The organism is Pseudomonas sp. LBUM1669 (assembly GCF_059695705.1).
Genome location: NZ_CP166784.1, coordinates 1,735,763 through 1,759,696, shown reverse-complemented (window position 1 = coordinate 1,759,696; position 23,934 = coordinate 1,735,763). Strand labels below are relative to the sequence as shown.

The following is a 23,934-nucleotide window of genomic DNA, read 5'->3' as shown; positions in this document are numbered from 1 at the left end:
GAACTGATGCTTTATCGCCGTTTCGAGAAACTGATCGACATATTCCGCGACGCTCCGACGGCGGCTCCGCCAGATCGGGTTCTCCCCTTCTATACCTATTATTTGAAGCAGGTCTGGCCGAGTTTCGCCGCCCTGCTGATTGTCGGTCTGTTCGCCTCCTTGATCGAAGTCGCGCTGTTCAACTACCTGAGCCGCATCATCGACCTGGCCCAAGGCACCCCGAACCCGGATTTCTTCCAGGACCACGCACTTGAGCTGACCTGGATGGTGGTGGTGACCCTGGTTCTGCGACCGATTTTCTTCGGCCTGCACGACCTGCTGGTGCACCAGACGCTGAACCCCGGCATGACCAGCCTGATTCTCTGGCAGAACCACCGCTACGTGCTCAAACAGAGCCTGAACTTCTTCCAGAACGACTTCGCCGGGCGCATCGCCCAGCGCATCATGCAGACCGGCAACGCCCTGCGCGATTCCGCCGTGCAAGCGGTGGATGCCCTGTGGCATGTGCTGATCTACGCCATCAGCGCGCTGGTGCTGTTTGCCGAAGCCGACTGGCGCCTGATGATCCCGCTGACGACCTGGATCGCTGGATTCATCGGCGCGCTTTATTACTTCGTGCCTCGGGTCAAGGACCGCTCGGTGCAATCCTCCGATGCGCGTTCCAAACTCATGGGACGGATCGTCGACGGCTATACCAACATCACCACCTTGAAGTTGTTCGCCCATACCAACCATGAACAGCAATACGCCAAGGAAGCCATCAAGGAGCAGACCGAAAAAGCCCAACTGGCCGGGCGCGTGGTCACCAGCATGGACGTGGCCATCACCAGCATGAACGGCCTGCTGATCGTCACCACCACCGGCCTGGCCCTGTGGCTGTGGACGCAGTCGCTGATCTCGGTGGGCGCGATTGCCCTGGCGACAGGCTTGGTGATTCGTATCGTCAACATGTCCGGCTGGATCATGTGGGTGGTCACCGGCATCTTCGAAAACATCGGCATGGTCCAGGACGGTTTACGGACCATCGCCCAACCGGTCAGCATCACCGACCGTGATCAAGCCAAACCGCTGGCCGTGCCCCAAGGCGAAGTGCGCTTCGAGCACGTGGATTTTCACTACGGCAAGAAGAGCGGGATCATTGGCGATCTCAACCTGACGATCAAGCCCGGTGAGAAAATCGGCTTGATCGGACCGTCCGGCGCCGGCAAATCGACCCTGGTCAACCTGCTGCTGCGCCTCTATGACGTGCAGGGCGGGCGAATCCTCATCGATGGGCAGAACATCGCCGAAGTCGGTCAGGAAAGCCTGCGCGAGCGCATCGGCATGATCACCCAGGACACCTCGTTGCTGCACCGTTCGATCCGCGACAACCTGCTTTACGGCAGGCCCGACGCCACCGACGCCGAGCTGTGGGAAGCCGTGCACAAGGCCCGCGCCGATGAGTTCATTCCGTTGTTGACGGACGCCGAAGGCCGTACCGGTTTCGATGCGCATGTGGGTGAACGCGGGGTGAAACTTTCCGGCGGCCAGCGTCAGCGGATTGCGATTGCTCGCGTGCTGCTCAAGGACGCACCGATCCTGATCATGGACGAGGCGACCTCGGCGCTGGATTCGGAAGTCGAAGCGGCGATCCAGGAAAGTCTGGAAACCCTGATGCAGGGCAAAACCGTGATCGCCATCGCCCACCGGCTCTCGACCATCGCCCGGATGGACCGGCTGGTGGTGCTGGAAAAAGGCAAGATCGCCGAAACCGGCACCCACGCCGAACTGCTGGCGCATGGCGGATTGTATGCGCGGCTGTGGCAGCACCAGACGGGTGGGTTTGTCGGTATCGATTGAATTGAATTCACCCCGCCCCTGTGGGAGGGAGCCTGCTCGCGATAGCGGTGTAACAGTCAACATTTTTTTCGACTGAAACTCCGCAATCGCGAGCAGGCTCGCTCCCACATTAATCGGCGACAGCCTGAAAAACCGTCAGAGCCCTCCAACCACAGGCCCTGGCGATTTTTCATGGCCGCTGGATATCCGCAAAAACCCTGCTGTACTCAGCCTAGGCTCTAGAGATGAGCCTGTCGTAAACCTGCAGGATGCATCACGCGATACAGTCTCGATAGCTTGCCTATCAAGGACGCTCTCATGTCTCTGTTCAAACGTTCAGTCACTGAGTTGTTAGGTACGTTCTGGCTGGTATTGGGCGGTTGCGGCAGTGCGGTACTCGCCGCGTCTTCGCCTTTGGGAATCGGGGTGCTGGGTGTGGCCATCGCGTTTGGTCTCACCGTGTTGACCATGGCGTTCGCCATTGGCCATATCTCCGGTTGTCACCTCAACCCTGCCGTCTCCGTTGGCCTGTGCGTTGGCGGTCGGTTTCCGGCGCGGGAGTTGCCCGCTTACATCATCGCCCAGGTGATTGGCGCCATTATCGCCGCCGCGCTGATCTACTACATCGCCAGCGGCAAGGAAGGCTTCGATCTCTCGGCCGGCCTGGCTTCCAACGGCTACGGCGAACACTCCCCAGGCAAGTACTCAATGGCCGCAGGCTTTGTCTGTGAAATGGTGATGACCGCGATGTTCGTGCTGATCATCCTCGGCGCCACCGACAAACGCGCGCCCGCCGGGCTTGCACCGATTGCCATCGGCCTGGCCTTGACACTGATTCACTTGATCTCGATTCCCGTCACCAACACCTCGGTCAACCCGGCCCGCAGCACCGGTCCGGCGTTGATGGTCGGCGGCTGGGCCATCGCGCAATTGTGGATGTTCTGGGTGGCACCGCTGCTGGGTGCGGTGATCGGTGGCGTGACCTATCGCTGGCTCGGCAAGGAAGGCACTTGAGGCCACGGGCGAGGATCATGCTTGCCGATAAGGCAACGCGGTCCTCGCTTCCTCGGCATACGCCAACACCCCAAGACGCTCCTTCTGCAGGAAGTCTTTGACGGCGGCCTTCAGGCCAGGGTGACGCAGGTAGTGCCAGGAATGGGTGATGACCGGTTCAAACCCGCGAATCAACTTGTGTTCACCTTGGGCGCCGGCATCAAAACGCTGGAAGCCATGGGCAATCGCGTAGTCCATGCCCTGGTAGAAACAGGTCTCGAAATGCAGGCGGTCGAACTCCGCCAGGCAGCCCCAGTAGCGGCCGTAAAAACTATTGCCGCCCACCAGACTGAAGGCCATGGCCACGGGTCGTGAACCCTGTTTGGCCAGCACCACACGAATGGATTCGGGCATGCGCTCCGCCAGCAGGCTGAAAAATTCCCGCGTCAGGTACGGCGCTTGCCGGCGCACTGCGTAGGTGTTGGCGTAGCACGCATAGACAAAATCCCACTGAGCCTGATCCAGCTGGCTGCCTTCAAGCCATTCAAACTCAATACCCTGCCCCGCCACTTGCTCGCGCTCTTTGCGCATCTGTTTGCGTTTGCGCGAACTGAGGACGTCGAGGAAGTCCTGAAAATCCCGATAACCGCGGTTCTGCCAGTGGTACTGACAGCCGATCCGCTGCAACCAGCCGGGTTGTTCGGCCAATGCGGCGTCGGTGAAAGGGTCCGTGAAGTTGATGTGAGCGCTGGAGAGTTCTTCGATCTCAAGATAGCCCGGCAGGCTCTTCAGTAATTCAAAGCCATCCTCGACCGTGGCCGCCAGCAATCGCGGCCCGCTGACCGGGCTGAATGGCACGGCGGTCAACAGCTTTGGGTAATAGTCGATGCCGGCACGCTCGCAGGCCTCGGCCCAGGCGTGGTCGAACACGTACTCACCGTAGGAATGCCACTTGCGGTAGCTGGGCAACGCGGCAATCAGCCGCCCTCCTTCGATGTGCAACAAGTGCTCGGGCTGCCAGCCGGAATGGGGCCCCAGGCTGCCGCTGTCTTCCAGCGCGCTGAGAAAGGCATGGCGCAGAAACGGCTGATTATCCGGCACCAGGGCATCCCACGTGTGCGGACCAATATCGGACAGGCTTTCCAGACGTTGCAGCGGCATCGACACCCTCTCTACTTCTTCGCGTAACAGCCCGGCGAGTATCGCTTATCGCCCGCCATTACACATCCGCCAAAACCGCCGACAGAGCTCTGGATCAAAAGTTCAGACAGTCTTTGTATCGTCATCGACACGCCATCACTTTGCCACTGTTCTGTAATAAACCATCGCGATACTGACGCCAGTTTTTAGAGCGTCGGGTTCTACCCGGCCACTGTTTCCGCCCATCAACGGTCGGTTGTGTCCCGGATGGCTCTGTCATCCCCTTACATCTTCGGAGATTGATATGCGTCTTGCTTCCACGAAAACTGCGGCGGCCCTGTGTGGCGGTCTGCTGCTGGCCATGAGTGTTCCGGCCAGTGCCGCAGTCGACGCCAAACTGCTCGACATGCTTAAGGCAAACGGCTCGATTACCAACGCGCAATACAGCGAACTGCAAGCCGAGCTGGCCAGGGATCAGAAAGACCAGCAAATCGCGCGTCAGGCTCAGCAAGAGACCAACGAGCAGATCGCGGCCACCGCGAAGAAAACCAATGAACTGAGCACGTTCGACCAGAAACTGGCCTGGGCTGCCAAGACCCAGTTCAAGGGCGACGTGCGTTTCCGTCAGGAAACGGTCAAGAACGATGGCGTGTCGAACACCGGCGACCAGGATCGTCAACGTATTCGTGTACGCCTGGGTGCCTACACCGAAATCAATCCGCAAGTGGACACCGGCATTCGTATCGCCACGGGCAACAACAACGATGCTCGCTCCACCAACCAGAGTCTGGAAGGCAACTTCTCCAAGAAAGATATCTGGCTGGACCAGGGCTACGTCGACTACCACCCGAATGCCATCAAGAACCTGCACTTGATCGGCGGCAAGATGGCACAACCATGGGTGAGCATGGGCGACATCATCTGGGATAACGACATCAACCCGGAAGGTCTGGCCCTGACTTACAAATACCCGCTAGGCAGCACGGCCGAGCTGTTCGGTAGCGCCGGCCACTACACCCTCCAGGACAACGTCGACGGCGAAGGCAAGCAGTTCCGTCATGACCTGCGTCTGTACGCTGGCCAGTTGGGGGCGCGCTTCGCGATCACTGACAACCTGAAAATGACGCTGGGTGGCAGTGTCTACGCTTACGACAACGACGAGGACACCGCCACACTGGCCATCAACGGCAACAGCGCGGGCGAAGAGTTCAAAGTGTACGAAGGCTTTGGTCAGATCGACATCGGCGGCCTGCCAATGCCGCTATCGTTGTACGGTCAAGTTGCCAACAACGACAGTGCGAGCAACGATCAGGACATGGCCTGGCTGGCCGGTGTCAAGACCAAAGTCTTCGGCTTCGGCGTGGACTACAACTATCGCGACGTACAGCGTAACGCGGTGGTCGGCGCCTTCACCGACTCCGACTTCGCCAACGGCTTCACCGGTGCGCGCGGCAGCAAGTTGAAAGTGAGCTACGAGCTGGACAAGAACTTCGCCCTCGGCGCGACGTACTTCATGGCTGACTCCGACTACACCAACGCCACCCTGCGGGATTCGAAGATCAACACCCTGCAACTGGACGCCGAAGCCAAGTTCTAAGCAAAGCCGTTCCACGCCTCAGGTCATGGATGCTTGAGGCGTTTTTACAGTCTGGCGTGGATGGATCGATCCCCATCATCCGTTCGATGCCTCCACGCCGGACTGCTTCTCTTCCCTGCGATCACGCCACGACTCTACGGAATGTCCTTGCGACGCTCCGCAGCAAGACGTTCGGCGAGTGCATCGACCTCCTGCACCGCTTCCTCCGGCAAGACCCGCAGCGTCGCCTGCATCAGACGCATCTGACGAATGAACCGCCGGCAATTGGGGCAGAACATTAAATGATGCCGCACCAGCAACTTCTCCCGAAAGCTCAACTGGCCATCGAGATAGTCACTGGAACGTGCCACTTGCTCCTTACAGGTCAACATTCACCGGTTTCCTCAAAATGCTCCACGGTCGCAAAGACCTTCAACCGTGCCCGATGCAGCAGCACGCGGACATTGGAGAGCGAGATGTCCAGAAGATTACAGATAACTTCCAGCTCCAGGCCCTGACGCTCCCGCAGGAGCAACACACTACGCTGCAGTTCCGGCAGGCTGAGCAACGTATGTTCGAGGCATTCGCGCAGCTCGCTTTCGGTGAGCAACGCCTCTGGGGTGTCCTGATGCCAGGCGAACGGCGCCACCAGCCAATGGCCATCGCCGGATGAAAAACGATCGTCATCGATCGTCCCATGGGGCGATGGAATGTCGTCGAGCAGCACTTCGCGACGGTTCTGCTTGTATCGCCCTTTTGCCGCATTGGCGGTGATGGTCAGCAACCAGGTCTTGAGGCTCGAACGCCCCTCGAACTTGCTCAGATTGCGCACGACCGACAACCACGCATCCTGCACCACTTCGTCAGCATGCCGGCTGCCGACGATCGCATATGCCACCGCTCGCATAGCGCTCTGGTAAGTGCTGACCAACTCTTTGAAAGCTTGTTGTTCACCTGCCAGCAATCGTTGCAGCAGTTGTGCGTCGTCAGCCGCCATTCACAAACCCCTTGTCCTGACCTCGAAAATGACTCAGCAGGGCGTCGCCGTCGGCAACGTCCTGCTGTCATTTCCGAAAATTACAGCGTCCCGACTGTTTCGGCTGTAGGAAAAGCCGTCGCGAATCAGAGGAAAGAACGACAGCCGTCCCCATCAACGCTTGCGCAAAATCACGCTGCCAATCGAGTAACCCGCGCCGAACGAACTGAGCACGGCCAGGGAACCGGCGGCCAGATCGTCCTGATGTTTGTGAAACGAAATCACCGACCCGGCGGAGCTGGTATTGGCGTAGGTGTCGAGAATCACCGGGGCTTCTTCTTCGGTGGCTTCGCGGCCCAGCAGTTTCTTGACGATCAGGTGGTTCATGCTGAGGTTGGCCTGGTGCAACCAGAAGCGCTTCACGTCACCGACGTTGAGCTTGTTCTCTTCCAGGTGCTTAGCGATCAGCTCGGCGACCATCGGGCAGACGTCGCGGAACACCTTGCGGCCTTCCTGTACGAACAGTTTGTCCTTGGCACCGATGCCCTCTTCCGCCGCGCGGTTGAGGAAGCCGAAGTTGTTGCGGATGTTGTTGGAGAACTTGGTCAGCAGTTTGGTGCTGACCACGTCGAACTGATGCTTGGACGTCGCCAGGTCTGCACGTTCGATGATCACCGCCGTCGCCGCGTCGCCAAAGATGAAGTGGCTGTCACGGTCGCGGAAGTTCAGGTGACCGGTGCAGACTTCCGGGTTGACCATCAGGATCGCCCGGGCCTGGCCCAGTTGCACGCTGTTGGTGGCGGCCTGGATGCCGAAGGTCGCCGAGGAGCAGGCCACGTTCATGTCGAAACCGAAGCCCTGGATGCCCAGCGCTTCCTGGACTTCGATGGCGATGGCCGGGTAGGCGCGTTGCAGGTTGGAGCACGCCACAATGACGCCGTCGATGTCGGCAGCGGTCTTGCCGGCACGCTGCAAGGCCTGTTCGGCCGCGCCGATGGCCATCTGGCAAAGCACCGACCATTCGTCGTTGGAACGCTCAGGCAGACGCGGTGCCATGCGTTGCGGGTCGAGGATGCCGTCCTTGTCCATGACAAAGCGGCTTTTGATGCCGGAGGCTTTTTCGATAAACGCAGCGCTGGATTCGGTCAACGCTTCGACTTCATCACGGGCGATGGCGTCAGCGTTGTCGGCGTTGAATTGCGCGACGTAAGCGTTGAAAGACTGCACCAGCTCTTCATTGGAGATGCTGTTGGCCGGGGTGTACAGGCCGGTGCCGCTGATGACGACGTTATGCATGGTCGTTTCTCTAATCTGTTCAGGCAGAAAGCGTTGGCACCGACGTACCAACACACAAAGGGTCTGTTCCCGTCACGGGGAGCACACCTGGCATCGCTTTATTCCGATCCGCCCGAACCTTGAAGAGGCTCAAAACCGCGGGGCCGGCGTTTATAGGCGCGAAGTTTGCCATAAACGCTGGGATTTGGCCCTATTTGCAAGAGCAAACGCCCGCCGAAGGAACGACACAATACCTGTAGGAGCCAGGCTTGCCGGCGAAGGCGCCCTCAAGAACGCCTTCGCCGGCAAGCCTGGCTCCTACAAAAGCAGTCCCCGCTAGGGTTCAACCTGGGTCCATTGCTTGTTCAGGCGCTTGTCGGAGATCGGCACTTTGGTCCCCAACTGCTGGGCGAACAGCGAAACCCGGTATTCCTCCAGCCACCAGCGATAGAGCTCCAACTGCGGATCACGCTTGCCTTCCTGGGCGTGCTTGTTGGCGCGGGTCTGGTATTGGGTCCAGAGACCGGACAGTTCGCCACTCCAGACCCGATCCCTCTGCACCTGAGCGCCGATCTTCTCGAAGCGCTGTTCGACGGCCTTCAGGTAACGCGGCAATTCCTTGAGCCATGCCATCGGCGTTTCCCGGACAAACCCCGGATACACCAGATGACTCAGCTGCTGCTTGATGTCGTTCAGGGCCACGGCTTGCGCCAGATCAATCTTGCCCTTGAAGCGTTTTTGCAGGCTGTGCCAGAGCTTGAGGATCTCCAGCGTCAATCTGGCCAGGCGCTCGGCGTGCTCGGTCCAGCCACCGCGCTTGCGCTCGGCCAACGAGGCCAACCCGGCGCCATCCCGTGGCAACGGGTCTTCACCCTCGAGAATGCAGCTGTCGAGGCTGGCCAGCAGAATGTCTTCCACCAGCGCATCAATGCGCCCCAGCTCACGGTACATCAGCCCCAACTCGGTCAACCCTGGCAGCTTGCCCCGCAGGAACTTCGCCGGCTCGGCCAATTGCTGCATCAGCAATCGTTGCAAGGCGCGGCGATGCTGGAACTCGGCTTCGGCCGGGGTCGAAAAACGCCCCTCCTTGACTGTGCCGCCCTCTTCCACCAGCGCCGGATACACCGTCATCGACAACCCGGCGATCTTCTGCTGGGTTTTCTCGGCGACGGCGGCAAACACTTTCGGCTCCACCGGCTGCTGGTTTTTCGCGGTTTGCGGCACGGCCAGCGCGGCTTGGCTGGCTTCGGCAAAACGTGCGGTCAACTCCGCCAGATCACGCCCTTCACCCAGGAACTTGCCCTGGCCGTCGACGATTTCCAGGTTCATCCGCAAATGACTGTCGACTTGCTGCGAAGCTTCCGCCCACGCCTCATCGCTGACCCGCGCGCCCGTCATGCGCAGCAGCTCGCGGCCCAACGCCTGCGGCAACGAGCCCTCGGCGAAGGTCATGCGCTGCAACGCGGCTTTGACGAAGTCCGGCACCGGCACGAAGTTCTTGCGCAGGGCCTTGGGCAGGTTGCGCACCAGCGCGATGCACTTGGCCTCGATCACCCCCGGCACCAGCCATTCCAGGCGTTCCGGCGGCAGCATCGGCAACAACGGCGCCGGCACGCGCAGGGTCACGCCGTCACGCGGGTGGTTCGGTTCGAAGTGGTAACTCAGGGCCAGTTCCAGATCGCCGATGTGCAAGGTGTCCGGGTAATGCAGTGCGGTGACTTCGCTGGCCTCACGGGCCAGCACGTCTTCTTCGCGCATGATCAGCAGTTGTGGGTCTTTCTGGCTGTTGATCCGGTACCAGCTGTCGAAGGTTGCGGTCTGGTGGATCTCCGCCGGCAATCGCGCATCGTAGAAGGCGAACAGGGTCTCCTCGTCAGCGAGAATGTCGCGACGCCGGGCCTTGGCTTCCAGTTCGTCGAGTTGTTCCAGGAGTTGCGCATTGGCCGTCAGGCACTTGGCTTTGGATTGAATCTCGCCGCGCACCAAGCCTTCGCGAATAAAGAACTCACGAGAAACGACGGGATCGATCGGCCCGTAATGCACCGGCCGGCGACCGACCACGATCAGCCCGAACAGCGTGATCTGCTCGAAGGCCACGACCTGGCCGCGCTTCTTCTCCCAGTGCGGTTCGAAGTGGTTTTTCTTGATCAGGTGACCGGCCAGCGGCTCGATCCAGTCCGAGTCGATCTTGGCGACCATGCGCGCATAGAGCTTGGTGGTTTCCACCAGTTCGGCGGTCATCAGCCATTGCGGGCGCTTCTTGCCCAACCCGGAGGACGGGTGAATCCAAAAACGCCGCTGACGGGCGCCAAGGTAATCGCCTTCATCGGCTTTCTGGCCGATCTGGCTGAGCAGTCCGGAGAGCACGGCTTTGTGCAGCTTCGGGTAATCCGCCGGCTCTTTGTTCAGGCTCAACTGCATGTCGCGGCAGATCAGGCTCAACTGACGGTGCGAGTCGCGCCATTCGCGCAGACGCAGGTAATTCAGGAAATTCTTGCGACACCAATTGCGCAGCGGGCTCGCCGTCAGCGCCTGGCGCTGCTCTTCGAAACCGCGCCACAGATTGACCAACCCGGCAAAGTCCGAGTCCACGTCTTTCCACTGCGCGTGGGCCTGATCCGCCGCTTGCTGCCGTTCCGGCGGACGCTCGCGCGGGTCTTGAATCGACATGGCACTGGCGACGATCAGCACTTCCTGCAAACTGCCGAGTTTCGCCGCTTCCAGCAGCATGCGGCCCATGCGCGGGTCCACCGGCAGGCGCGCCAACTGGCGACCGAGCGGGGTCAACTGGCTGTTGCGGTCCACTGCCGAGAGTTCTTGCAGCAGGTTGAATCCGTCGCTGATGGCCTTGCCATCCGGCGGCTCGATAAACGGGAAGTCGGTGATTTCGCCGAGACGCAGGTGCAGCATCTGCAAAATCACCGCCGCGAGGTTGGTGCGCAGAATTTCCGGGTCGGTAAATTCAGGGCGACCGATGAAGTCGTCTTCGCCATAGAGGCGAATGCAAATACCCGGCTCGACCCGACCGCATCGACCTTTACGCTGGTTGGCGCTGGCCTGGGAAATGGCTTCGATGGGCAGGCGCTGGACCTTGGCGCGGTAGCTGTAACGGCTGATGCGCGCGGTGCCGCTGTCGATCACGTAACGAATGCCCGGCACGGTCAGCGAGGTTTCCGCGACGTTGGTCGCCAACACCACGCGACGGCCAGGGTGCGACTGGAAAATCCGCTGCTGTTCGGCCGGCGACAACCGCGCGTACAGCGGCAGAATCTCGGTGTGCTTGAGCTGGGCCTTGCGCAGCATGTCGGCGGCGTCGCGAATTTCGCGCTCGCCGGGCAGGAACACCAGCACATCGCCGGGGCTCTTGCGTTCGCTGCGTTCGAACGCGGCAATTTCGTCGAGGGTGGCGAGGATCGCCTGATCCACGGTCAAGTCGTCCTCGACGCGGTTGCCCTCTTCGTCCTGCTCCAGGGTCAGCGGGCGATACCAGGTTTCCACCGGGAAGGTGCGGCCGGAGACTTCGACAATCGGCGCGTCGTCGAAATGCTTGGAGAAGCGCTCCAGGTCGATGGTCGCCGAGGTGATGATGACTTTCAGGTCCGGACGACGGGGCAGCAGGGTTTTCAGGTAACCGAGCAGGAAGTCGATGTTGAGGCTGCGTTCGTGGGCTTCGTCGACGATGATCGTGTCGTAGCGTTCGAGGTAGCGGTCGTTCTGGGTTTCCGCCAGCAGGATGCCGTCGGTCATCAGCTTGATCAGGGTGTTGGAATCGCTCTGATCCTCGAACCGCACCTGATAGCCGACCAGCGCGCCCAACGGCGTCGCCAGTTCTTCGGCAACTCGGCTGGCCACGCTGCGCGCAGCGATTCGACGCGGCTGAGTATGGCCGATCAAGCCATGCTGGCCACGGCCGATTTCCAGGCAGATCTTCGGCAACTGGGTGGTTTTACCCGAGCCGGTCTCGCCGGCGATGATCAGCACCTGATGCTTGAGCAGCGCTTCCTTGATTTCGTCGCGCTTGGCGGCGATCGGCAAACTGTCGTCGTAACGAATCACCGGCAGGCTGGCCCGCCGTGCCAGTACCTGGTCACAAGACGCCTGCAGGCGCGTCGCCCACTGGGCCAGCTTGGCCTCGTCAGGTTTCTTGCGCAGCTCAAGCAACTGCCGCCGCAGCCGGTGGCGGTCGGCGAGCATGGCGTGATCGAGGTTTTTCAGCAGTTTGTCGATGGAAGGCGATTCGTCAGTCATCAGGTACGCAATAAGTCGTCAAGTGGCGCAGGGGGGCGATTGTCGCAGATTTGCGTGCACGGCGACGAATGCAACCTGCTTTTGTGGCGAGGGAGCTTGCTCCCGCTCGGCTGCGTAGCAGTCGTAATCCGGTCATCGCGGTGTATCTGAAACACGACGGTGGATGGTTTTGGGGCCGCTTCGCGACCCAGCGGGAGCAAGCTCCCTCGCCACAGGGGGTTCACTCAGGGGAGTTATTCGTTATCGAGGCCCTTGCGCCGATACGGGAACACGTCGATGACCTTGCCGGCGCGGATGGCTTCCTGCAGGCTTTTCCAGTAATCGGCGTTGTATAGCTCGCCATGCAACTGATCGAACAACTTGCGCTGCCCGGAATCGGCAAACAAAAACGGCGGAAACTCCTCGGGAAATACATCCAGCGGCCCGATCGAATACCACGGTTCGGACGCCATCTCGTCTTCCGGTGTACGCGGTTGCGGGATGTGGCGGAAGTTGGCTTCGGTCAGAAAGCAGATCTCGTCGTAGTCATAAAACACCACGCGACCGTGCCGGGTGACGCCGAAGTTCTTCAACAGCATGTCGCCGGGAAAGATGTTCGCCGCCGCCAGTTGCTTGATCGCCAGCCCATAATCCTCCAGCGCCTCATGGACCTGCGCCTCGTTGGCGTTTTCCAGGTACAGGTTCAGCGGCGTCATCCGCCGCTCGGTCCAACAGTGGCGGATCAGCACGGTGTCGTCTTCCACCGACACTGTGGACGCGGCCACCTCCAGCAGCTCTTCCAGGCACGCAGGGTCGAACTTGCTCAACGGGAAGCGAAAATCGGCGAACTCCTGGGTATCGGCCATGCGCCCGACGCGGTCGACGCTTTTTACCAAACGGTATTTTTCGATCACCGTGGCACGGTCGACGTTTTTCGACGGCGAGAAACGGTCCTTGATGATTTTGAACACGGTGTTGAAACCCGGCAGGGTAAACACACTCATCACCATACCGCGCACGCCGGGGGCCATGATGAATTGGTCGTCGGTGTTGGCCAGGTGATTGATCAGCGCCCGATAGAACTCGGACTTGCCGTGCTTGTAGAAGCCGATCGAGGTGTACAACTCGGCGATGTGCTTGCCCGGCAGGATGCGCTTGAGGAAACCGATGAACTCCGCCGGCACCGGCACATCCACCATGAAATATGAGCGGGTGAACGAGAAGATGATCGACACGTCCGCTTCGTCGGTAATCAACGCATCGATCTGGATCCCGCGACCTTCACGGTGCAGCAGCGGAATCACCAGCGGCCATTGTTCGTCCCGGGTGTAGATGCGCCCCACCAGGTACGCGCCCTTGTTGCGGTAGAGCACCGAGGAAAACAACTCGACGCTCAGTTCCGGGTCCTTGCACACCCAATCCGGCAGGTTCTCGCGCAGTTGGGCTTCGAGGCGACGCAGGTCGCCGGCCAGGTCGGCGTAATCCTCGCTGAAGCTGTAATCGGCAAAAATGCTCGTGAGCATGCCGGACAACTGCCCCTGGGGCTTATAGGTTCGGGTTTGCGCGGCGCGGGCCCGGCGTAGGCTGGGCCGGGTGGTGTGGATGAACATGCAGCCATCGCTGATCAGGTCATGGCTGAACAGCCCGCAGAAAATCGAGTTGTACCAGGTCTCGGACAGCTCATCGTCGAAACGCAGGTCGATCAGGGTGATGTAAGCGCTTTTGACCAGCGGCCAGCAGCTGACGTCCAGCGTGTCGCTGTCAAACGCGTTGCGCAGCCGTTCTACCGTTTCGCTGACTTTTTCTTCGTACAGATTGATCCGCGCAGCCGAGGCGACCTGCGCCTCCTGCCACTTGGCCTGCTCGAAGCGGGCCCGGGCGCCGTCGGTGATCTGGCGGAAATGCTCGCGGTAATCGTCAAAGCCATCGAGGATCATTCGGGCGATGTCGGCGGCTGGCCATTGCTGCGGCATGGTGAGACCTCTGCGGGAATTCGTGAGCCCTGAGCTTAGCCAGTGAATAGGGTGCAGGAGAAGCGTAATTTTTTCCGCCGCCTCGCCACCGGGGTCTTCCAGAATTAAATGCTCGTTTTTCGGTTGCCTTGGATAAGGCGCTCGGCAACACTCTCGTCCCCATCAAGGAAGGAGTGCCCCGTGAGCCCTGTCGATATTTTTCGTTTACTGTCGCTGGCAGCGATCTGGGGCGCGAGCTTTCTGTTCATGCGCATCATCGCCCCCGTGATTGGCACAATCCCCACGGCCTTTTTCCGCGTGTCGATTGCCGCCGTCGGCTTGCTGGTGATCCTCGGCCTGATGCGCATCAGCTGGGACTTCAAAGGCAAGCTCAAGACGGTGATGCTGCTCGGGGTGATCAACTCCGGGATTCCGGCGACCCTCTATTCCGTGGCGGCCCAGGTGCTGCCGGCCGGTTACTCGGCGATTTTCAACGCCACCACGCCGTCAAGAGCGGCAATGTGGGGATAGTGCTCTAGCCTTCTGCCACTATTCAACACCTCGCCCCAACCCGCTATCCTGCGCCCTCTTCTGGAACTCCCCACAGCGATTCAAGGACGATGAATGATTTCTTCTGCACGACTGGGTGACAAACATGTCTGCCCGTTGCCGGGTCATGGCACAACCCCTATTGCCTCTGCTAGCGCTGACGTAAATATCAACTTCATGGGCGCTGCTCGTGTTGGCGATACATGCGGCTGTGGTGCGGTTATCACCACCGGTTTTCCTTCTATACAAGTGAATGGGCGCCCCATGGCTCACTTGGGCAGTCCCACAAGCCACGGCGGAACAATCATCACCGGGTCAAGTGATGTCGGCGGTGGGTTTGTTATGGGAATTACTCCCGGCTCTACGATCATCAACTTTGCTGCTCTGGGGGCGATCCGTCCTGATGGCACCTTTGATGATGAACGCATGGCAACCCTGCTGGCTGATCCGAATCTGACGGAGAAAGCTACAGCGGCGAATGCCTTGGTAGATCCGAACGCACCGAAAGCCGAGAAGACAGAACCCGCTGTTTGCAATGACCCTGACCAGATGGAAGGACTGGCCAGCTACATCGCTGACGAGATGAATCGCAACATCCAAGATCCGGCAGTGTTGGAGATGAAAAAGCTCATTGACTACGATCCCGCCGTGGCGGCGAAACAGTTCGCAGAACTACCGCTGCTCGCACGTATGGGAGGGGCACCGAATTTCAACAATATTGCTCTGGCAAAGAAAGCAGCAGCCTTTGCGATATGGACGGGGAAAGTTGGGCAGGGCATGGACTGGGATCACAAGAAAAAGATTCCCAAGATTATTGGTGGTGTTTGGCACAAACAGGGAGACTACGATTACTTCTATGACATCTGGTCGAACATCCACTACGGGTATGTAGGTGTAGCAGGCGGGCTTACCGATACGGTGTTGTTGGATGGGGCCGGTGTTGAGCAAATTGGCTCAGACTTATATCGACAAGCGCAAGACTCTGACAGATTCAAAGGACCGCGTAGAACGGAAGGTGTTGAAGGAATGCGAGCTTGGGACGATGTGCCTGATAGGGTATCTATCATCATAGGGATGGACCTCTACAGGGAGTATCCCAATGGTGGCATTACCGCGAAAATCATCATGAATAAGGTGCTGGCAGTGCCTATAGCGGATTGGGCGAAGGGAGTTCGAGAGCATGTCTGCCAATGAGAAAAGGCCGCTGCACATCGGACGCTGGATTGCACTGCTGTTATTGGCAGCGGTTGCAATTTGGTATTACGCACCGCCAAAGGTCTATATCTTCTATTCGAAAGACGGAGCCAAGAGAATAAGTTACGTCCTGAATACGCAGCATACAATCGTCCGGGGTGACTTAAATCCGGGTGGGACAACTGGCGATGTTGGGCACATATTCCCAGATGACGAGTTCTTTATGGAGTTTTATTGGTGGAGAAACAATGAGCGTAGACATTGCGTCAGTATCACACCCAAGTGGCTAACAACTGAAATTCATCTCGACCGTAACGGCGACATTGATACCAGTGAAAGCGGCGGCACGGACACTGATCGTTTGAAACAGTGCACCATGGACACGGCGAAACCATAGGGCGATATTTTCCAGAAACTGGCCCCGATTTTTCAGGAGTTGCACGGGGTGGGGTCAGTCTGTGTTCTGGTCTGGAAAAATAATGTGGGGCTCACTCGCACCGGGGGACTGTCTCCCTGCATAAACGCGATGGTGTGAGTGAGCAGGCGGCGAGTATATCAGTAGCAAAATTTTGTGAGGGATTACCGCGCTGTTTAACGCTCGCCTCTAGGGGCTTATCTATTCGCTAGAAAATTAGAAATAAGAACCGCTCTCATTTGATGCGATCACTCCTGAAAGCCTCTACACGCCTCTATGAGAGCTTACAGCTACCTATGTAGCACTTTGTAGGATGGAACGCCTGTAGCGGCCTCTCAGGAGGCTACAGAAGGCATTACACATATCATCTGACGCTGGTTATGTCAATTGGCAATAAAAAGCCCGCTCAAGGCGGGCATTGGGTGCAGTCATTGAGGCTCAGTCCTTTGAAGCGACTCGTTGCACTGTAGACAAGGCACAACCCACAGTCGTTGCAGTCTTGCGAAGGCTCATGCCAGCAGCGAGACATTCCTTGATTCGAGCGTGTAGTTTCTCGTCAACTGGACGGCCTGTGTAGACCCCGGCAAGCTTCCCCTTAGCAATCCCTTCATCAGCACGGCGGCGCCTATCGTCGTAGTCCTTCCTTGCAACAGCCGCCAGCATGTCCATCAGCATCGAGTTGATCGCAGCCAACATGCGGCCTGTGAAGTCGTCACCGTTGCGAGGTGGATGCATGGCGGCATGAGAGGTGGGCAAGTCCAGCGCCACTACCAGCACACCCTTGGTGTCGAGGATCGCACGGAGCTTCTTCCAATCAGCGTCATTCAACCGGGACAACCGGTCTACCTGTTCAATCAACAGGATGTCGCCAGCCTCACAATCATCCAGCAGACGGAACAACTCAGGACGTTGCAGGGTAGAGCCTGATTCATTCTCGATATACCAGCTTGCGACACGCTGCCCACTAGCAGCAGCGAATTCCTTCAACTGGTCTTTTGCACGTGTAGCGTCCTGTGAATCTGTCGATGCTCTCAGGTAGGCACGTATGAACATTTGAAACCCCTCCTATACCGTTTTGGATGTACCGATTATAGGTGTACTCGTTAGGGTTTCGAAAGGGATATTTTCGGTACAGGCAAACAGGCCGATTAACGGTACTGCCTGAGCTATACCCGAATCGGTACATCGAAGAGGCTTTGATAGTCGCTCACCACAGTGGCGCACTTTTGAATGCAGTGAGAGCCATATGCCCCTTCGGAGTCAGAGCCATGTCTACAAGGACAAACCTGTTGAGAGTGCTCACCTGAGTTCCGTCGATGTATCCGGCATTGTGAAGGGTGCGGAACATTCCACAGTCGGTTTCTCGGTATGGCTCCATGCACTCTGTAACGGCGCCGCTGGCGATTGCTGCAAGAGTTTCTTGGTATTCCTGCTGGGTGAAGTCGGTCATTGCGTTCTCCCCTTGGGGTGAATCCCCAAACGCACACTTACACACAAATTCTGCCAAAGCAACGATAAATTGCTTGACGCAAGGCTTTGCAAGTGATAGCAAGCGATTACTTGTAGTAAATTGGCGTTTCCGTGCTCAATTGGCGTTTTTTGAACAATATCTCTAATTTGAGCAGTCCCACGAGCGCCAGCTTGATACCACTTACCCTACAGCCCCCGGAAACACTGGCGTGTAGCTGACTGCACACCATCAATAGAATCTATCAAAGACGCTGACACGATAGGTTTTCATAGGCTTTCACCCCGGTTGTTTTGAGATATGGCCGAGGTTTCCAATGCAAGCTTGAGGCGCTCATCTAGCGACAAGTTGAGCTTAGGGTGAAGAAACGTTTTGCTAACCGGCTCTAAGTTTCCGCACTGGATGACAAAGGAAGTTTCCTTAATATTGGCGCGGAGTGCAGCTTGGTAAACTTCCATTATCGCGGTAACCTTGCTCTCTTCTACATCCCCACCCTTAAAAGCCTTGGTCTTGGTGCTGCTTACCTCGGGGCAGTCCTCCCAGCCGCAAGCCTCCAAACATTCATCGAAGAAGTCTCGATGCCCTGTAGTAGTGTTCTGTTTCAGGTCGAACGAAAGCAGCACGTGAGTAGGCATATCAATTATCTCTTGGTTGATGCGGGGAGGCTTGAAGCAAACGCTATACCTACTTTCAACTCTCTGCAAATTTATTTTAGAAACCGATCTTGTTGTAGATCGTTATTAACGGACTGCAATCGTTAGTTATGATCTAGTTGTGACATAGTTGTGTCTGACATAGTTATCGCTGACGCGACGGATAATGATTATTTCAGCGGTGAGATAAACCGATACGCCGGGTTAGGCGCTGGCTTCGCCGGGAAGATCAGGAGCGTTTCTTCTGCGTGTGTGTATTTGGTTAGCCTTGGCGTGGGCAGCTCGTTGGCTTCGCCACAAGGTGGTCGCACCGAAAGCGTTTAGCTTTCATCTTGACTCAGCTATGGCGTGACCGCCGACTATCCTTCGGGTGTACCTCGACACAAATACAAATAAACAAAAATCCAGCTCTTGCTTTTGATCTTGCCTTTTGCTTCGGTGCATAAATGAATGCGGATGCATTCAGTAGTAACCCCGTCAGCGGTCGCTGACAGCTATTGCACGTCACCTTCGGTGTAGCAGATCAAAAGCGAAGAGCTTTGATGTGTGTCGATATTATTGTAATTGACGGTGGGCTGATCCTGAATCGGGACGATGCGGCTATTGTCCATCAACGTGTTTAAACTGTAGTGCTCCGCACTGACGTTCGCTTCTCTCTCTTATCCGCGTGTAATTAAATTCAACTGCGTAACCACTTAGACCTTCGGTCTCGGATCGTTCGTTACACTCTCTATATCCGCGTGTATTTCACGCGGTCAAATCCCCCACCAGTGTAGCCCTGTACGAAGCGATGAAATCAACTTCATACCGTAGGATTTCCATCACCTCGGGTTTGCGTGAGAGGTAAAGATCAATTCCGCCAATGGCAAACTTGGCCGCATTGGCTAGGCGTCGTGCCTGGCTCTCGGAGACTGGCTCAAAGCTTCGGTTGCGAATTACAGACCTAACGGTCTCCGTGCTGATCATAGGCAACATACACACCCTCAGAACATCAGTAGGCGATACGTTGAGCGTTCCGTTACTCACCCCACCGGACGTGTAGCAGGCACCGTAAACAAAGTCATCTACCCACCCCATACCCTCGGCATGGGCCACCTGAATAAAAGGTGCGAGTGTATTAACGAAGACTTTCGGCTTTGGCCCGCGCTTGGCCCTCACGGCATCCAAGTCAATAACGCCGACAGGAATTACGCTCGGTTCGAAGTCACCGACGACCACATGAGAATCTGGATCAATCAGGTATCGTTCCTGTATGCCATCGATAGCGGGTTGAGGTGGCTCGCAAGCTTCTTGTGTAGGTGTGTACTGGGTGGTGATGTACTCACCGTAGATTTCTCCGGTCTCCTGATCGACTCGGAAACCATCAATGTTGCTAGTGCGAAACTTTTGCGAAAGCGGTAATTTTTTACTCAATTTTATATCTCCTCTATATAGTTCGTTACATAGGCAAACGCCTCATTCTTGGTTGGGCAGGGTCAAATTCCAGACGGCACAAACCGACGCCTAACGATACACTGGGTATGTCGAGAACGTTCGGTGCGAATTGCTGGAAAGAGTCGCCTTTATACGCCTGTTGACCCTGTTTTGTCAAGGGGTATTATATTCGGGTAGTTACACTTAGCCAAACTACCGCTACAGCGCTCTACAGTGCGTTGTGGGAGGTGATATCTAAAGAGACAACCCAGAGTGGCGCTCCATACTTGCCAACAGCCATATAGCGCGTTACAGGGCGTCGTAGAAGATGGGAGAAGTAGTGAGCGGCTTTCGCCGCCCCCATTGCACTTGTATAGATTTGCATCATTACTTGGTTCCTCTTGATTGGTTGATACGTAGAGCAACAATCTTCTCCACGTATTCTTTCATTGAACTGCGCTCATCGCTGAACTGAACTTGCATCTGGTTGTATTGCAGTCGTAATGCATTGTCGGTGTATTGCTCTGATACAGCGCTGGCATGATCTAGCATGAAGGTCGTAAAGACCCCTCCTGCTATAATCTGCAAGGCACAAGCCAACATAATGGCGCGGATGATACCGTTCATTACTCGACTTCCTTTTGACTGGCAAGAGTCGAGCGAAACTCTTCTTTCATTGCTTCCCGTGCGGCCTCGGCTGAGAACTTCTGCGCCTCTTCCTGTGACATGCCGCGAGCGTCTACATTTACAGAAACGTTAATTTCCGTATGCGACTGATCAATGTTGCTCTCAGCAGGTGGGGCAATAACTTGCCCGTTGAGGTCGCCGGGACCAAGCCATGATGGCTGGACAGGTTGTTTATCGCGCTGACGTTTTGCTGCCTCATACATAATGTCTTCGGTTGTAAATTCACGCGGCATACGGAACTGTTTCACCTGTCCGGTTTCATCTGGTGGCTCAGCACCAAACTTAGACAAATCCAGCTTGTTAAACATTCCCCCAGCATCAACTTTCACTTTGCCCCATCGGGCTCTGTTCTCATCTGCTACTGTTTTATCGTCTGCAAGAGAACCACCACTCAGGAGACGGCGAAAACTGTTCCACATACCCGGCTTAGCACGATCATCCAAACTCGCTTGTTCATCTGGCGCGGCTGGTTTCATTCTTGGGCCAAGTGCTGCACCAACTGAGCCGGGTGCTGGATTAGTATCTTTTTGCATGGCGTTTGTAGTGACATTACCGTCTGAGTCGCGACCGATCATCCAGCGAGTCATGGTTGTAGTTACACGCATCAACCCTGCTTCAAACTCCATTAACGACTGTTTGACTGGGGTGAGCGCGTCAACAAGTTCACGCTCGGCGGCGATGCGGTCGGCGATGGATTTGACCAGTTCGGGCGAGGCGTTGATTTCCTGTTGCTGCAAATACTTGGCATTGTCGAGGCGGGTTTGTTGAGCATCGATGCTCACCATCTGACGGGCCAACGTGTCCTGCTGCTGAGATACGAATCGAGCAAAACCCGCTTCGAAGTCAGCAGGGAGAACGCCACCCTTCGGAATCGACTTCATGAACGCACCGTCTAGGTTGTCTCCCTTGTATTTAGTGCGCTGACCCCAAGCCTCTACGATTGCCTGCTTAATCAAAGGTGCTGCCTCGGAGAAGGTCCGAACGTCCTCTGTGTCCGCCTTGCCGACACTTCGCACCTGCTGGAGCTGAATTACGGCCCGGTCCTGCTGGGTCTTGGTCATCCCAGCCGCCCGGAACGCTGCAAGTTGCGTTTCATACGTGGCCAATGACTTAGACATTGCGATGCCTTTGGCTTGCTGGCTCAGCATGAATACACGGAAGTCGGCGGCTGTTTCGGCTGTGTTGGTCATCCCGTACTTTTCAGTCATTTCAGCGAAAGCCTTCTCAGCGCGTTCTGCATTAGCTGGGTTCTTACCGCCAACCTGAGCAAAGATATTGCGATAGGTTTGGCTCTCGCTGGCGTCGGCTTGACGCTTATCAAGACGATCAGAAATAGCGTTCAGCGCAGCCACTACAGCGGCAACGCCGCCTGCAACACCACCAAGGGCAAAGGAACCTGCACCTAGCCCCATGAAGCCCGTTGAAGGCGCTGGAGCTGCCTGCTTCGCGGCCCAAGCAGCCTGTCGAGTTTTCGCCCATTCGAAGCGCTCGGCCCTCTGGGCATGGCTCACATCTAGACGCTGGGAGCGGATCTTTGCGGCCTGCTGTGACGCGGTGAATTTCTCCGCTGCTCGTTGTCCTCTCACTCGGGCTTGCTGTAGCGCAAACTCGGCTCTCTGGGTGGCTGTCATTGCCTGATATTGCTTTTGTTGCAGGATGGCGGTCTTCTGCTGTTGCTGGGTGAGCAAGGCTTCCCAACGAGCTTGGCGAGCCTTGTGTTGCTCAATGGATTGAGCCTGTTTCACAGCTACACCTTGCACCTTCAAGCGCTCGGCTTCGGCCTTGGATGCTTTAGCATCAAGAACAGCCGCACTGATCTTGTCGCGCAGTGCCTGGGACTGGATTGCTGCACCTTCTTTCCGGCGAAGGTTGACCAGCTTTTGACCTGCAAGCTCAGCGGTGAAAGTGGCACGGCGTGTACGCTGCACCGCGTTCTCAAGTTTCAACTCACGATCAAGGTTTGCACGGACTGTCTTGGCTAGTTTCTCTTGTCCGGCGCTATCAACCTTGATGCCCATCTTGGTGCCGAGTTTCTTGCCGAGGGCATCAGCTTCGCGACTGAGGGCGAGCATCTTTTGGTGCGCCTGAGCTAACCCGCGTTCGAATTTCAGGAGACCTGAAAGGTCAACTTTGTATTCAAGGAGCCCTACCAGCTTTGCAATGACTTCTGAGTTCATACTCTTTCACCATAAGCGCCGCGACCGTGTTTCAACTCCAGCAGTTTGTCGAATGCACGGTTGAATTCCGCTGCATTGCGTCCGTATTGGGCAACGGTGGCACTGGCGTAATAATCGCCTTGGTTATTATCCAAGTAATCTGCGAAGACCGTTTGCACACTGCGAGAACCTGACAGGGCGAAGTAGATAGACCCATTCTGAGTCTTAACCCAACGGTAAGAGTAATCGACATCGTAGCCGTGGCACTTTCGAAGCCATTGCCCCATTGCACATGTGAACATGCGAATCTTTGGGTGGTCGGTCATTTTTGTAATCGAGTGGTGTTGCGGAGATTTTTTCAACTCCTTCGGTGTAGCGCTCTCTGTCATTGTTTTCCTTTAGTCAATTTTGCTTGTTTCGCAAGTTCAATAATCTTGTTGGCTCGCTCTCTTGCAGCAAGTAGTTCCAGAGCCGCCTTAAACGCTGCTACAGCCTCGGAAGAGGCTTCTTTATCTGTTGGTAGCGCTTGTTTAGTTACGGCCTCTATAGCGGCCTCTGGAGAGCCTACAGCGATAGTGTCTTGAGCATACTTCTGGCGTAGTAGCAACTCCGTACCTGACAGAGTGCTTGGATCGATTTTATCGGTCATTCTGCACTTCCATTGTCAGCAAGGTATTCATCAACCATCTCACCAATGAGCTTGGCGTAGGTTTCTTTATCGTCGTCTTGTAACGCCTGTTGAATCTGGCGCTGACGTGTCAATTCCGCATATAGCGAATCTCGCACGGATTTCTCAACCTCTTGTCTGGTCATTGTGCGTTTCCTTCGGCAGTCAATCTGCCAGATTTAATTAGTTCATCACGAAGCTTGGCACGACTTGCGGCGAGTTCATCCCGCACTTCTTGCTCACGGCTCAATCGTTGTTGTTGTTCGGCCTGTAGGCGGTCACGTTCATCTTTAGCCAACGACAATGCCACTTGGCGGTCAATCTCAGCCTCAAGAGCCGCTGCAAGCTCCGCTTCATATCGAACCTTGGTTTCCCGACGAATCTTCGCACAATCACTTTCCTGCTGAGCGTCAGGCTTCATCAGGTAGATAGTGACAAATGAACCGAGCAAACTATCAAATAGTGTTGCAGTCGGTAGAGCTGACATTTCCTCAAGTGGCGTGTAACCATCAGTAAGCATTTGATGGTAGTAAGCGAGAGACTGTTGCAGCGTTAGGTTGCTCGGTGAAGACTCGACGATAGCGCCGACGACACCCTGAAAGGGCTTCTCGATGCGAGATTTGTAGAAAGCGATTTCATTTTCACAGCGAGCTTCATATTCAGACTGGCTGAAAGCAAACTGCATTGGTGTTTGTTTACTCATGGTGTTGTTTCCTTCTGTTTTTATGGTTGGTTGTGTTGCTGTGGGTGTTGCACTTTGTTGCTTGGCTGCTCT

21 protein-coding genes and 1 pseudogene are annotated in these 23,934 nt (G+C 56.7%); 6 read left to right on the top strand and 16 right to left on the bottom strand.

Annotation, left to right across the window (positions count from 1 at the left end; translation table 11 throughout):
• Positions 1-6 precede the first annotated feature (6 nt).
• Both ACA051_RS08185 and aqpZ read left to right on the top strand, forming a co-directional pair.
• Positions 7-1,839 carry an ABC transporter ATP-binding protein gene (locus tag ACA051_RS08185; RefSeq protein WP_497374343.1) on the top strand — a complete coding sequence of 611 codons (1,833 nt, stop codon included), beginning with the start codon at positions 7-9 and terminating at the stop codon, positions 1,837-1,839.
• Positions 1,840-2,136: 297 nt separating this feature from the next.
• Positions 2,137-2,832 carry an aquaporin Z gene (gene aqpZ / locus ACA051_RS08180; RefSeq protein ID WP_497309040.1) on the top strand — a complete coding sequence of 232 codons (696 nt, stop codon included), beginning with the start codon at positions 2,137-2,139 and terminating at the stop codon, positions 2,830-2,832.
• A gap of 15 nt (positions 2,833-2,847) precedes the next feature.
• Here the strand turns inward: aqpZ and ACA051_RS08175 are convergent, their stop codons facing one another.
• Positions 2,848-3,972, bottom strand: a complete 1,125-nt coding sequence (locus tag ACA051_RS08175; protein ID WP_497374341.1) for a GNAT family N-acetyltransferase — start codon at positions 3,970-3,972, stop codon at positions 2,848-2,850.
• 283 nt (positions 3,973-4,255) lie between these two features.
• On the opposite strand from ACA051_RS08175, the gene ACA051_RS08170 reads away from it, so the two are divergent.
• Positions 4,256-5,548 carry a putative porin gene (locus tag ACA051_RS08170; RefSeq protein WP_497309036.1) on the top strand — a complete coding sequence of 431 codons (1,293 nt, stop codon included), beginning with the start codon at positions 4,256-4,258 and terminating at the stop codon, positions 5,546-5,548.
• Between the two features lie 134 nt (positions 5,549-5,682).
• On the opposite strand, the gene ACA051_RS08165 is transcribed toward ACA051_RS08170, so the two are convergent.
• The 5 genes from ACA051_RS08165 to aceK all read right to left on the bottom strand — a co-directional run bounded on the left by ACA051_RS08165 (position 5,683) and on the right by aceK (position 13,978).
• The gene (locus tag ACA051_RS08165; RefSeq protein WP_497309034.1) at positions 5,683-5,919 is read right to left on the bottom strand and encodes an anti-sigma factor family protein; all 237 of its coding nucleotides are present in this window, start codon (positions 5,917-5,919) and stop codon (positions 5,683-5,685) included.
• Positions 5,913-6,524 carry an RNA polymerase sigma factor gene (locus ACA051_RS08160; protein WP_497374340.1) on the bottom strand — a complete coding sequence of 204 codons (612 nt, stop codon included), beginning with the start codon at positions 6,522-6,524 and terminating at the stop codon, positions 5,913-5,915. Before ACA051_RS08160 ends, ACA051_RS08165 begins: the two co-directional genes overlap by 7 nt.
• Positions 6,525-6,677: 153 nt before the next feature.
• Positions 6,678-7,799, bottom strand: coding sequence for a beta-ketoacyl-ACP synthase III (locus ACA051_RS08155; RefSeq protein WP_497374339.1), 1,122 nt, complete (start codon positions 7,797-7,799; stop codon positions 6,678-6,680).
• Positions 7,800-8,114: 315 nt separating this feature from the next.
• Positions 8,115-12,026, bottom strand: coding sequence for an ATP-dependent RNA helicase HrpA (gene hrpA, locus ACA051_RS08150; protein WP_497374337.1), 3,912 nt, complete (start codon positions 12,024-12,026; stop codon positions 8,115-8,117).
• Positions 12,027-12,259: 233 nt separating this feature from the next.
• Entirely contained in the window at positions 12,260-13,978 is a 1,719-nt protein-coding gene (aceK, locus tag ACA051_RS08145) for a bifunctional isocitrate dehydrogenase kinase/phosphatase (protein ID WP_497374335.1), read from the bottom strand.
• 180 nt (positions 13,979-14,158) lie between these two features.
• Between aceK and ACA051_RS08140 the strand changes: the two are divergent.
• From ACA051_RS08140 to ACA051_RS08130, 3 genes and pseudogenes are all read left to right on the top strand, one after another.
• Positions 14,159-14,485, top strand: a pseudogene (locus ACA051_RS08140) (EamA family transporter); the annotation flags it as partial.
• A gap of 96 nt (positions 14,486-14,581) precedes the next feature.
• Complete coding sequence (locus ACA051_RS08135; RefSeq protein ID WP_497374333.1) at positions 14,582-15,700, top strand: polymorphic toxin type 44 domain-containing protein; 1,119 nt, start codon at positions 14,582-14,584, stop codon at positions 15,698-15,700.
• On the top strand, positions 15,687-16,097 hold the full coding sequence (locus ACA051_RS08130) for a hypothetical protein (protein WP_497374331.1): 411 nt from the start codon (positions 15,687-15,689) through the stop codon (positions 16,095-16,097). The genes ACA051_RS08135 and ACA051_RS08130 overlap by 14 nt, the downstream gene beginning before the upstream one ends.
• Positions 16,098-16,553: 456 nt before the next feature.
• On the opposite strand, the gene ACA051_RS08125 is transcribed toward ACA051_RS08130, so the two are convergent.
• From ACA051_RS08125 to ACA051_RS08080, 10 genes are all read right to left on the bottom strand, one after another.
• A complete protein-coding gene (locus ACA051_RS08125) occupies positions 16,554-17,168 on the bottom strand; it encodes a recombinase family protein (protein ID WP_497374329.1) in 615 nt (204 codons plus the stop codon).
• A gap of 154 nt (positions 17,169-17,322) precedes the next feature.
• Positions 17,323-17,565 carry a hypothetical protein gene (locus ACA051_RS08120; protein ID WP_497374327.1) on the bottom strand — a complete coding sequence of 81 codons (243 nt, stop codon included), beginning with the start codon at positions 17,563-17,565 and terminating at the stop codon, positions 17,323-17,325.
• 287 nt (positions 17,566-17,852) lie between these two features.
• The gene (locus ACA051_RS08115; RefSeq protein WP_497374325.1) at positions 17,853-18,218 is read right to left on the bottom strand and encodes a hypothetical protein; all 366 of its coding nucleotides are present in this window, start codon (positions 18,216-18,218) and stop codon (positions 17,853-17,855) included.
• A gap of 765 nt (positions 18,219-18,983) precedes the next feature.
• Complete coding sequence (locus tag ACA051_RS08110; protein ID WP_497374323.1) at positions 18,984-19,649, bottom strand: hypothetical protein; 666 nt, start codon at positions 19,647-19,649, stop codon at positions 18,984-18,986.
• A 387-nt stretch (positions 19,650-20,036) separates the two neighbouring features.
• Positions 20,037-20,276: a hypothetical protein gene (locus ACA051_RS08105; RefSeq protein WP_497374321.1), complete on the bottom strand. Its 240-nt coding sequence runs from the start codon at positions 20,274-20,276 to the stop codon at positions 20,037-20,039.
• A complete protein-coding gene (locus tag ACA051_RS08100) occupies positions 20,276-22,513 on the bottom strand; it encodes a tape measure protein (RefSeq protein ID WP_497374319.1) in 2,238 nt (745 codons plus the stop codon). The genes ACA051_RS08105 and ACA051_RS08100 overlap by 1 nt, the downstream gene beginning before the upstream one ends.
• The gene (locus ACA051_RS08095; RefSeq protein WP_497374317.1) at positions 22,510-22,881 is read right to left on the bottom strand and encodes a hypothetical protein; all 372 of its coding nucleotides are present in this window, start codon (positions 22,879-22,881) and stop codon (positions 22,510-22,512) included. Before ACA051_RS08095 ends, ACA051_RS08100 begins: the two co-directional genes overlap by 4 nt.
• A complete protein-coding gene (locus ACA051_RS08090) occupies positions 22,878-23,141 on the bottom strand; it encodes a hypothetical protein (protein WP_497374315.1) in 264 nt (87 codons plus the stop codon). The genes ACA051_RS08095 and ACA051_RS08090 overlap by 4 nt, the downstream gene beginning before the upstream one ends.
• Positions 23,138-23,305, bottom strand: coding sequence for a hypothetical protein (locus ACA051_RS08085; RefSeq protein ID WP_497374313.1), 168 nt, complete (start codon positions 23,303-23,305; stop codon positions 23,138-23,140). Before ACA051_RS08085 ends, ACA051_RS08090 begins: the two co-directional genes overlap by 4 nt.
• Positions 23,302-23,862, bottom strand: a complete 561-nt coding sequence (locus ACA051_RS08080; protein ID WP_497374311.1) for a hypothetical protein — start codon at positions 23,860-23,862, stop codon at positions 23,302-23,304. Before ACA051_RS08080 ends, ACA051_RS08085 begins: the two co-directional genes overlap by 4 nt.
• Positions 23,863-23,934: the final 72 nt, after the last annotated feature.

Excerpts from the sequence above, each read along its gene's own strand:
- ACA051_RS08185 (WP_497374343.1), top strand. The coding sequence starts at position 7 with ATGCTTTATCGCCGTTTCGAGAAACTGATCGACATATTCCGCGACGCT.
- aqpZ (WP_497309040.1), top strand. The coding sequence starts at position 2,137 with ATGTCTCTGTTCAAACGTTCAGTCACTGAGTTGTTAGGTACGTTCTGG.
- ACA051_RS08175 (WP_497374341.1), bottom strand. The coding sequence starts at position 3,972 with ATGCCGCTGCAACGTCTGGAAAGCCTGTCCGATATTGGTCCGCACACG.
- ACA051_RS08170 (WP_497309036.1), top strand. The coding sequence starts at position 4,256 with ATGCGTCTTGCTTCCACGAAAACTGCGGCGGCCCTGTGTGGCGGTCTG.
- ACA051_RS08165 (WP_497309034.1), bottom strand. The coding sequence starts at position 5,919 with ATGTTGACCTGTAAGGAGCAAGTGGCACGTTCCAGTGACTATCTCGAT.
- ACA051_RS08160 (WP_497374340.1), bottom strand. The coding sequence starts at position 6,524 with ATGGCGGCTGACGACGCACAACTGCTGCAACGATTGCTGGCAGGTGAA.
- ACA051_RS08155 (WP_497374339.1), bottom strand. The coding sequence starts at position 7,799 with ATGCATAACGTCGTCATCAGCGGCACCGGCCTGTACACCCCGGCCAAC.
- hrpA (WP_497374337.1), bottom strand. The coding sequence starts at position 12,026 with ATGACTGACGAATCGCCTTCCATCGACAAACTGCTGAAAAACCTCGAT.
- aceK (WP_497374335.1), bottom strand. The coding sequence starts at position 13,978 with ATGCCGCAGCAATGGCCAGCCGCCGACATCGCCCGAATGATCCTCGAT.
- ACA051_RS08135 (WP_497374333.1), top strand. The coding sequence starts at position 14,582 with ATGATTTCTTCTGCACGACTGGGTGACAAACATGTCTGCCCGTTGCCG.
- ACA051_RS08130 (WP_497374331.1), top strand. The coding sequence starts at position 15,687 with ATGTCTGCCAATGAGAAAAGGCCGCTGCACATCGGACGCTGGATTGCA.
- ACA051_RS08125 (WP_497374329.1), bottom strand. The coding sequence starts at position 17,168 with ATGTTCATACGTGCCTACCTGAGAGCATCGACAGATTCACAGGACGCT.
- ACA051_RS08120 (WP_497374327.1), bottom strand. The coding sequence starts at position 17,565 with ATGACCGACTTCACCCAGCAGGAATACCAAGAAACTCTTGCAGCAATC.
- ACA051_RS08115 (WP_497374325.1), bottom strand. The coding sequence starts at position 18,218 with ATGCCTACTCACGTGCTGCTTTCGTTCGACCTGAAACAGAACACTACT.
- ACA051_RS08105 (WP_497374321.1), bottom strand. The coding sequence starts at position 20,276 with ATGAACGGTATCATCCGCGCCATTATGTTGGCTTGTGCCTTGCAGATT.
- ACA051_RS08100 (WP_497374319.1), bottom strand. The coding sequence starts at position 22,513 with ATGAACTCAGAAGTCATTGCAAAGCTGGTAGGGCTCCTTGAATACAAA.
- ACA051_RS08095 (WP_497374317.1), bottom strand. The coding sequence starts at position 22,881 with ATGACAGAGAGCGCTACACCGAAGGAGTTGAAAAAATCTCCGCAACAC.
- ACA051_RS08090 (WP_497374315.1), bottom strand. The coding sequence starts at position 23,141 with ATGACCGATAAAATCGATCCAAGCACTCTGTCAGGTACGGAGTTGCTA.
- ACA051_RS08085 (WP_497374313.1), bottom strand. The coding sequence starts at position 23,305 with ATGACCAGACAAGAGGTTGAGAAATCCGTGCGAGATTCGCTATATGCG.
- ACA051_RS08080 (WP_497374311.1), bottom strand. The coding sequence starts at position 23,862 with ATGAGTAAACAAACACCAATGCAGTTTGCTTTCAGCCAGTCTGAATAT.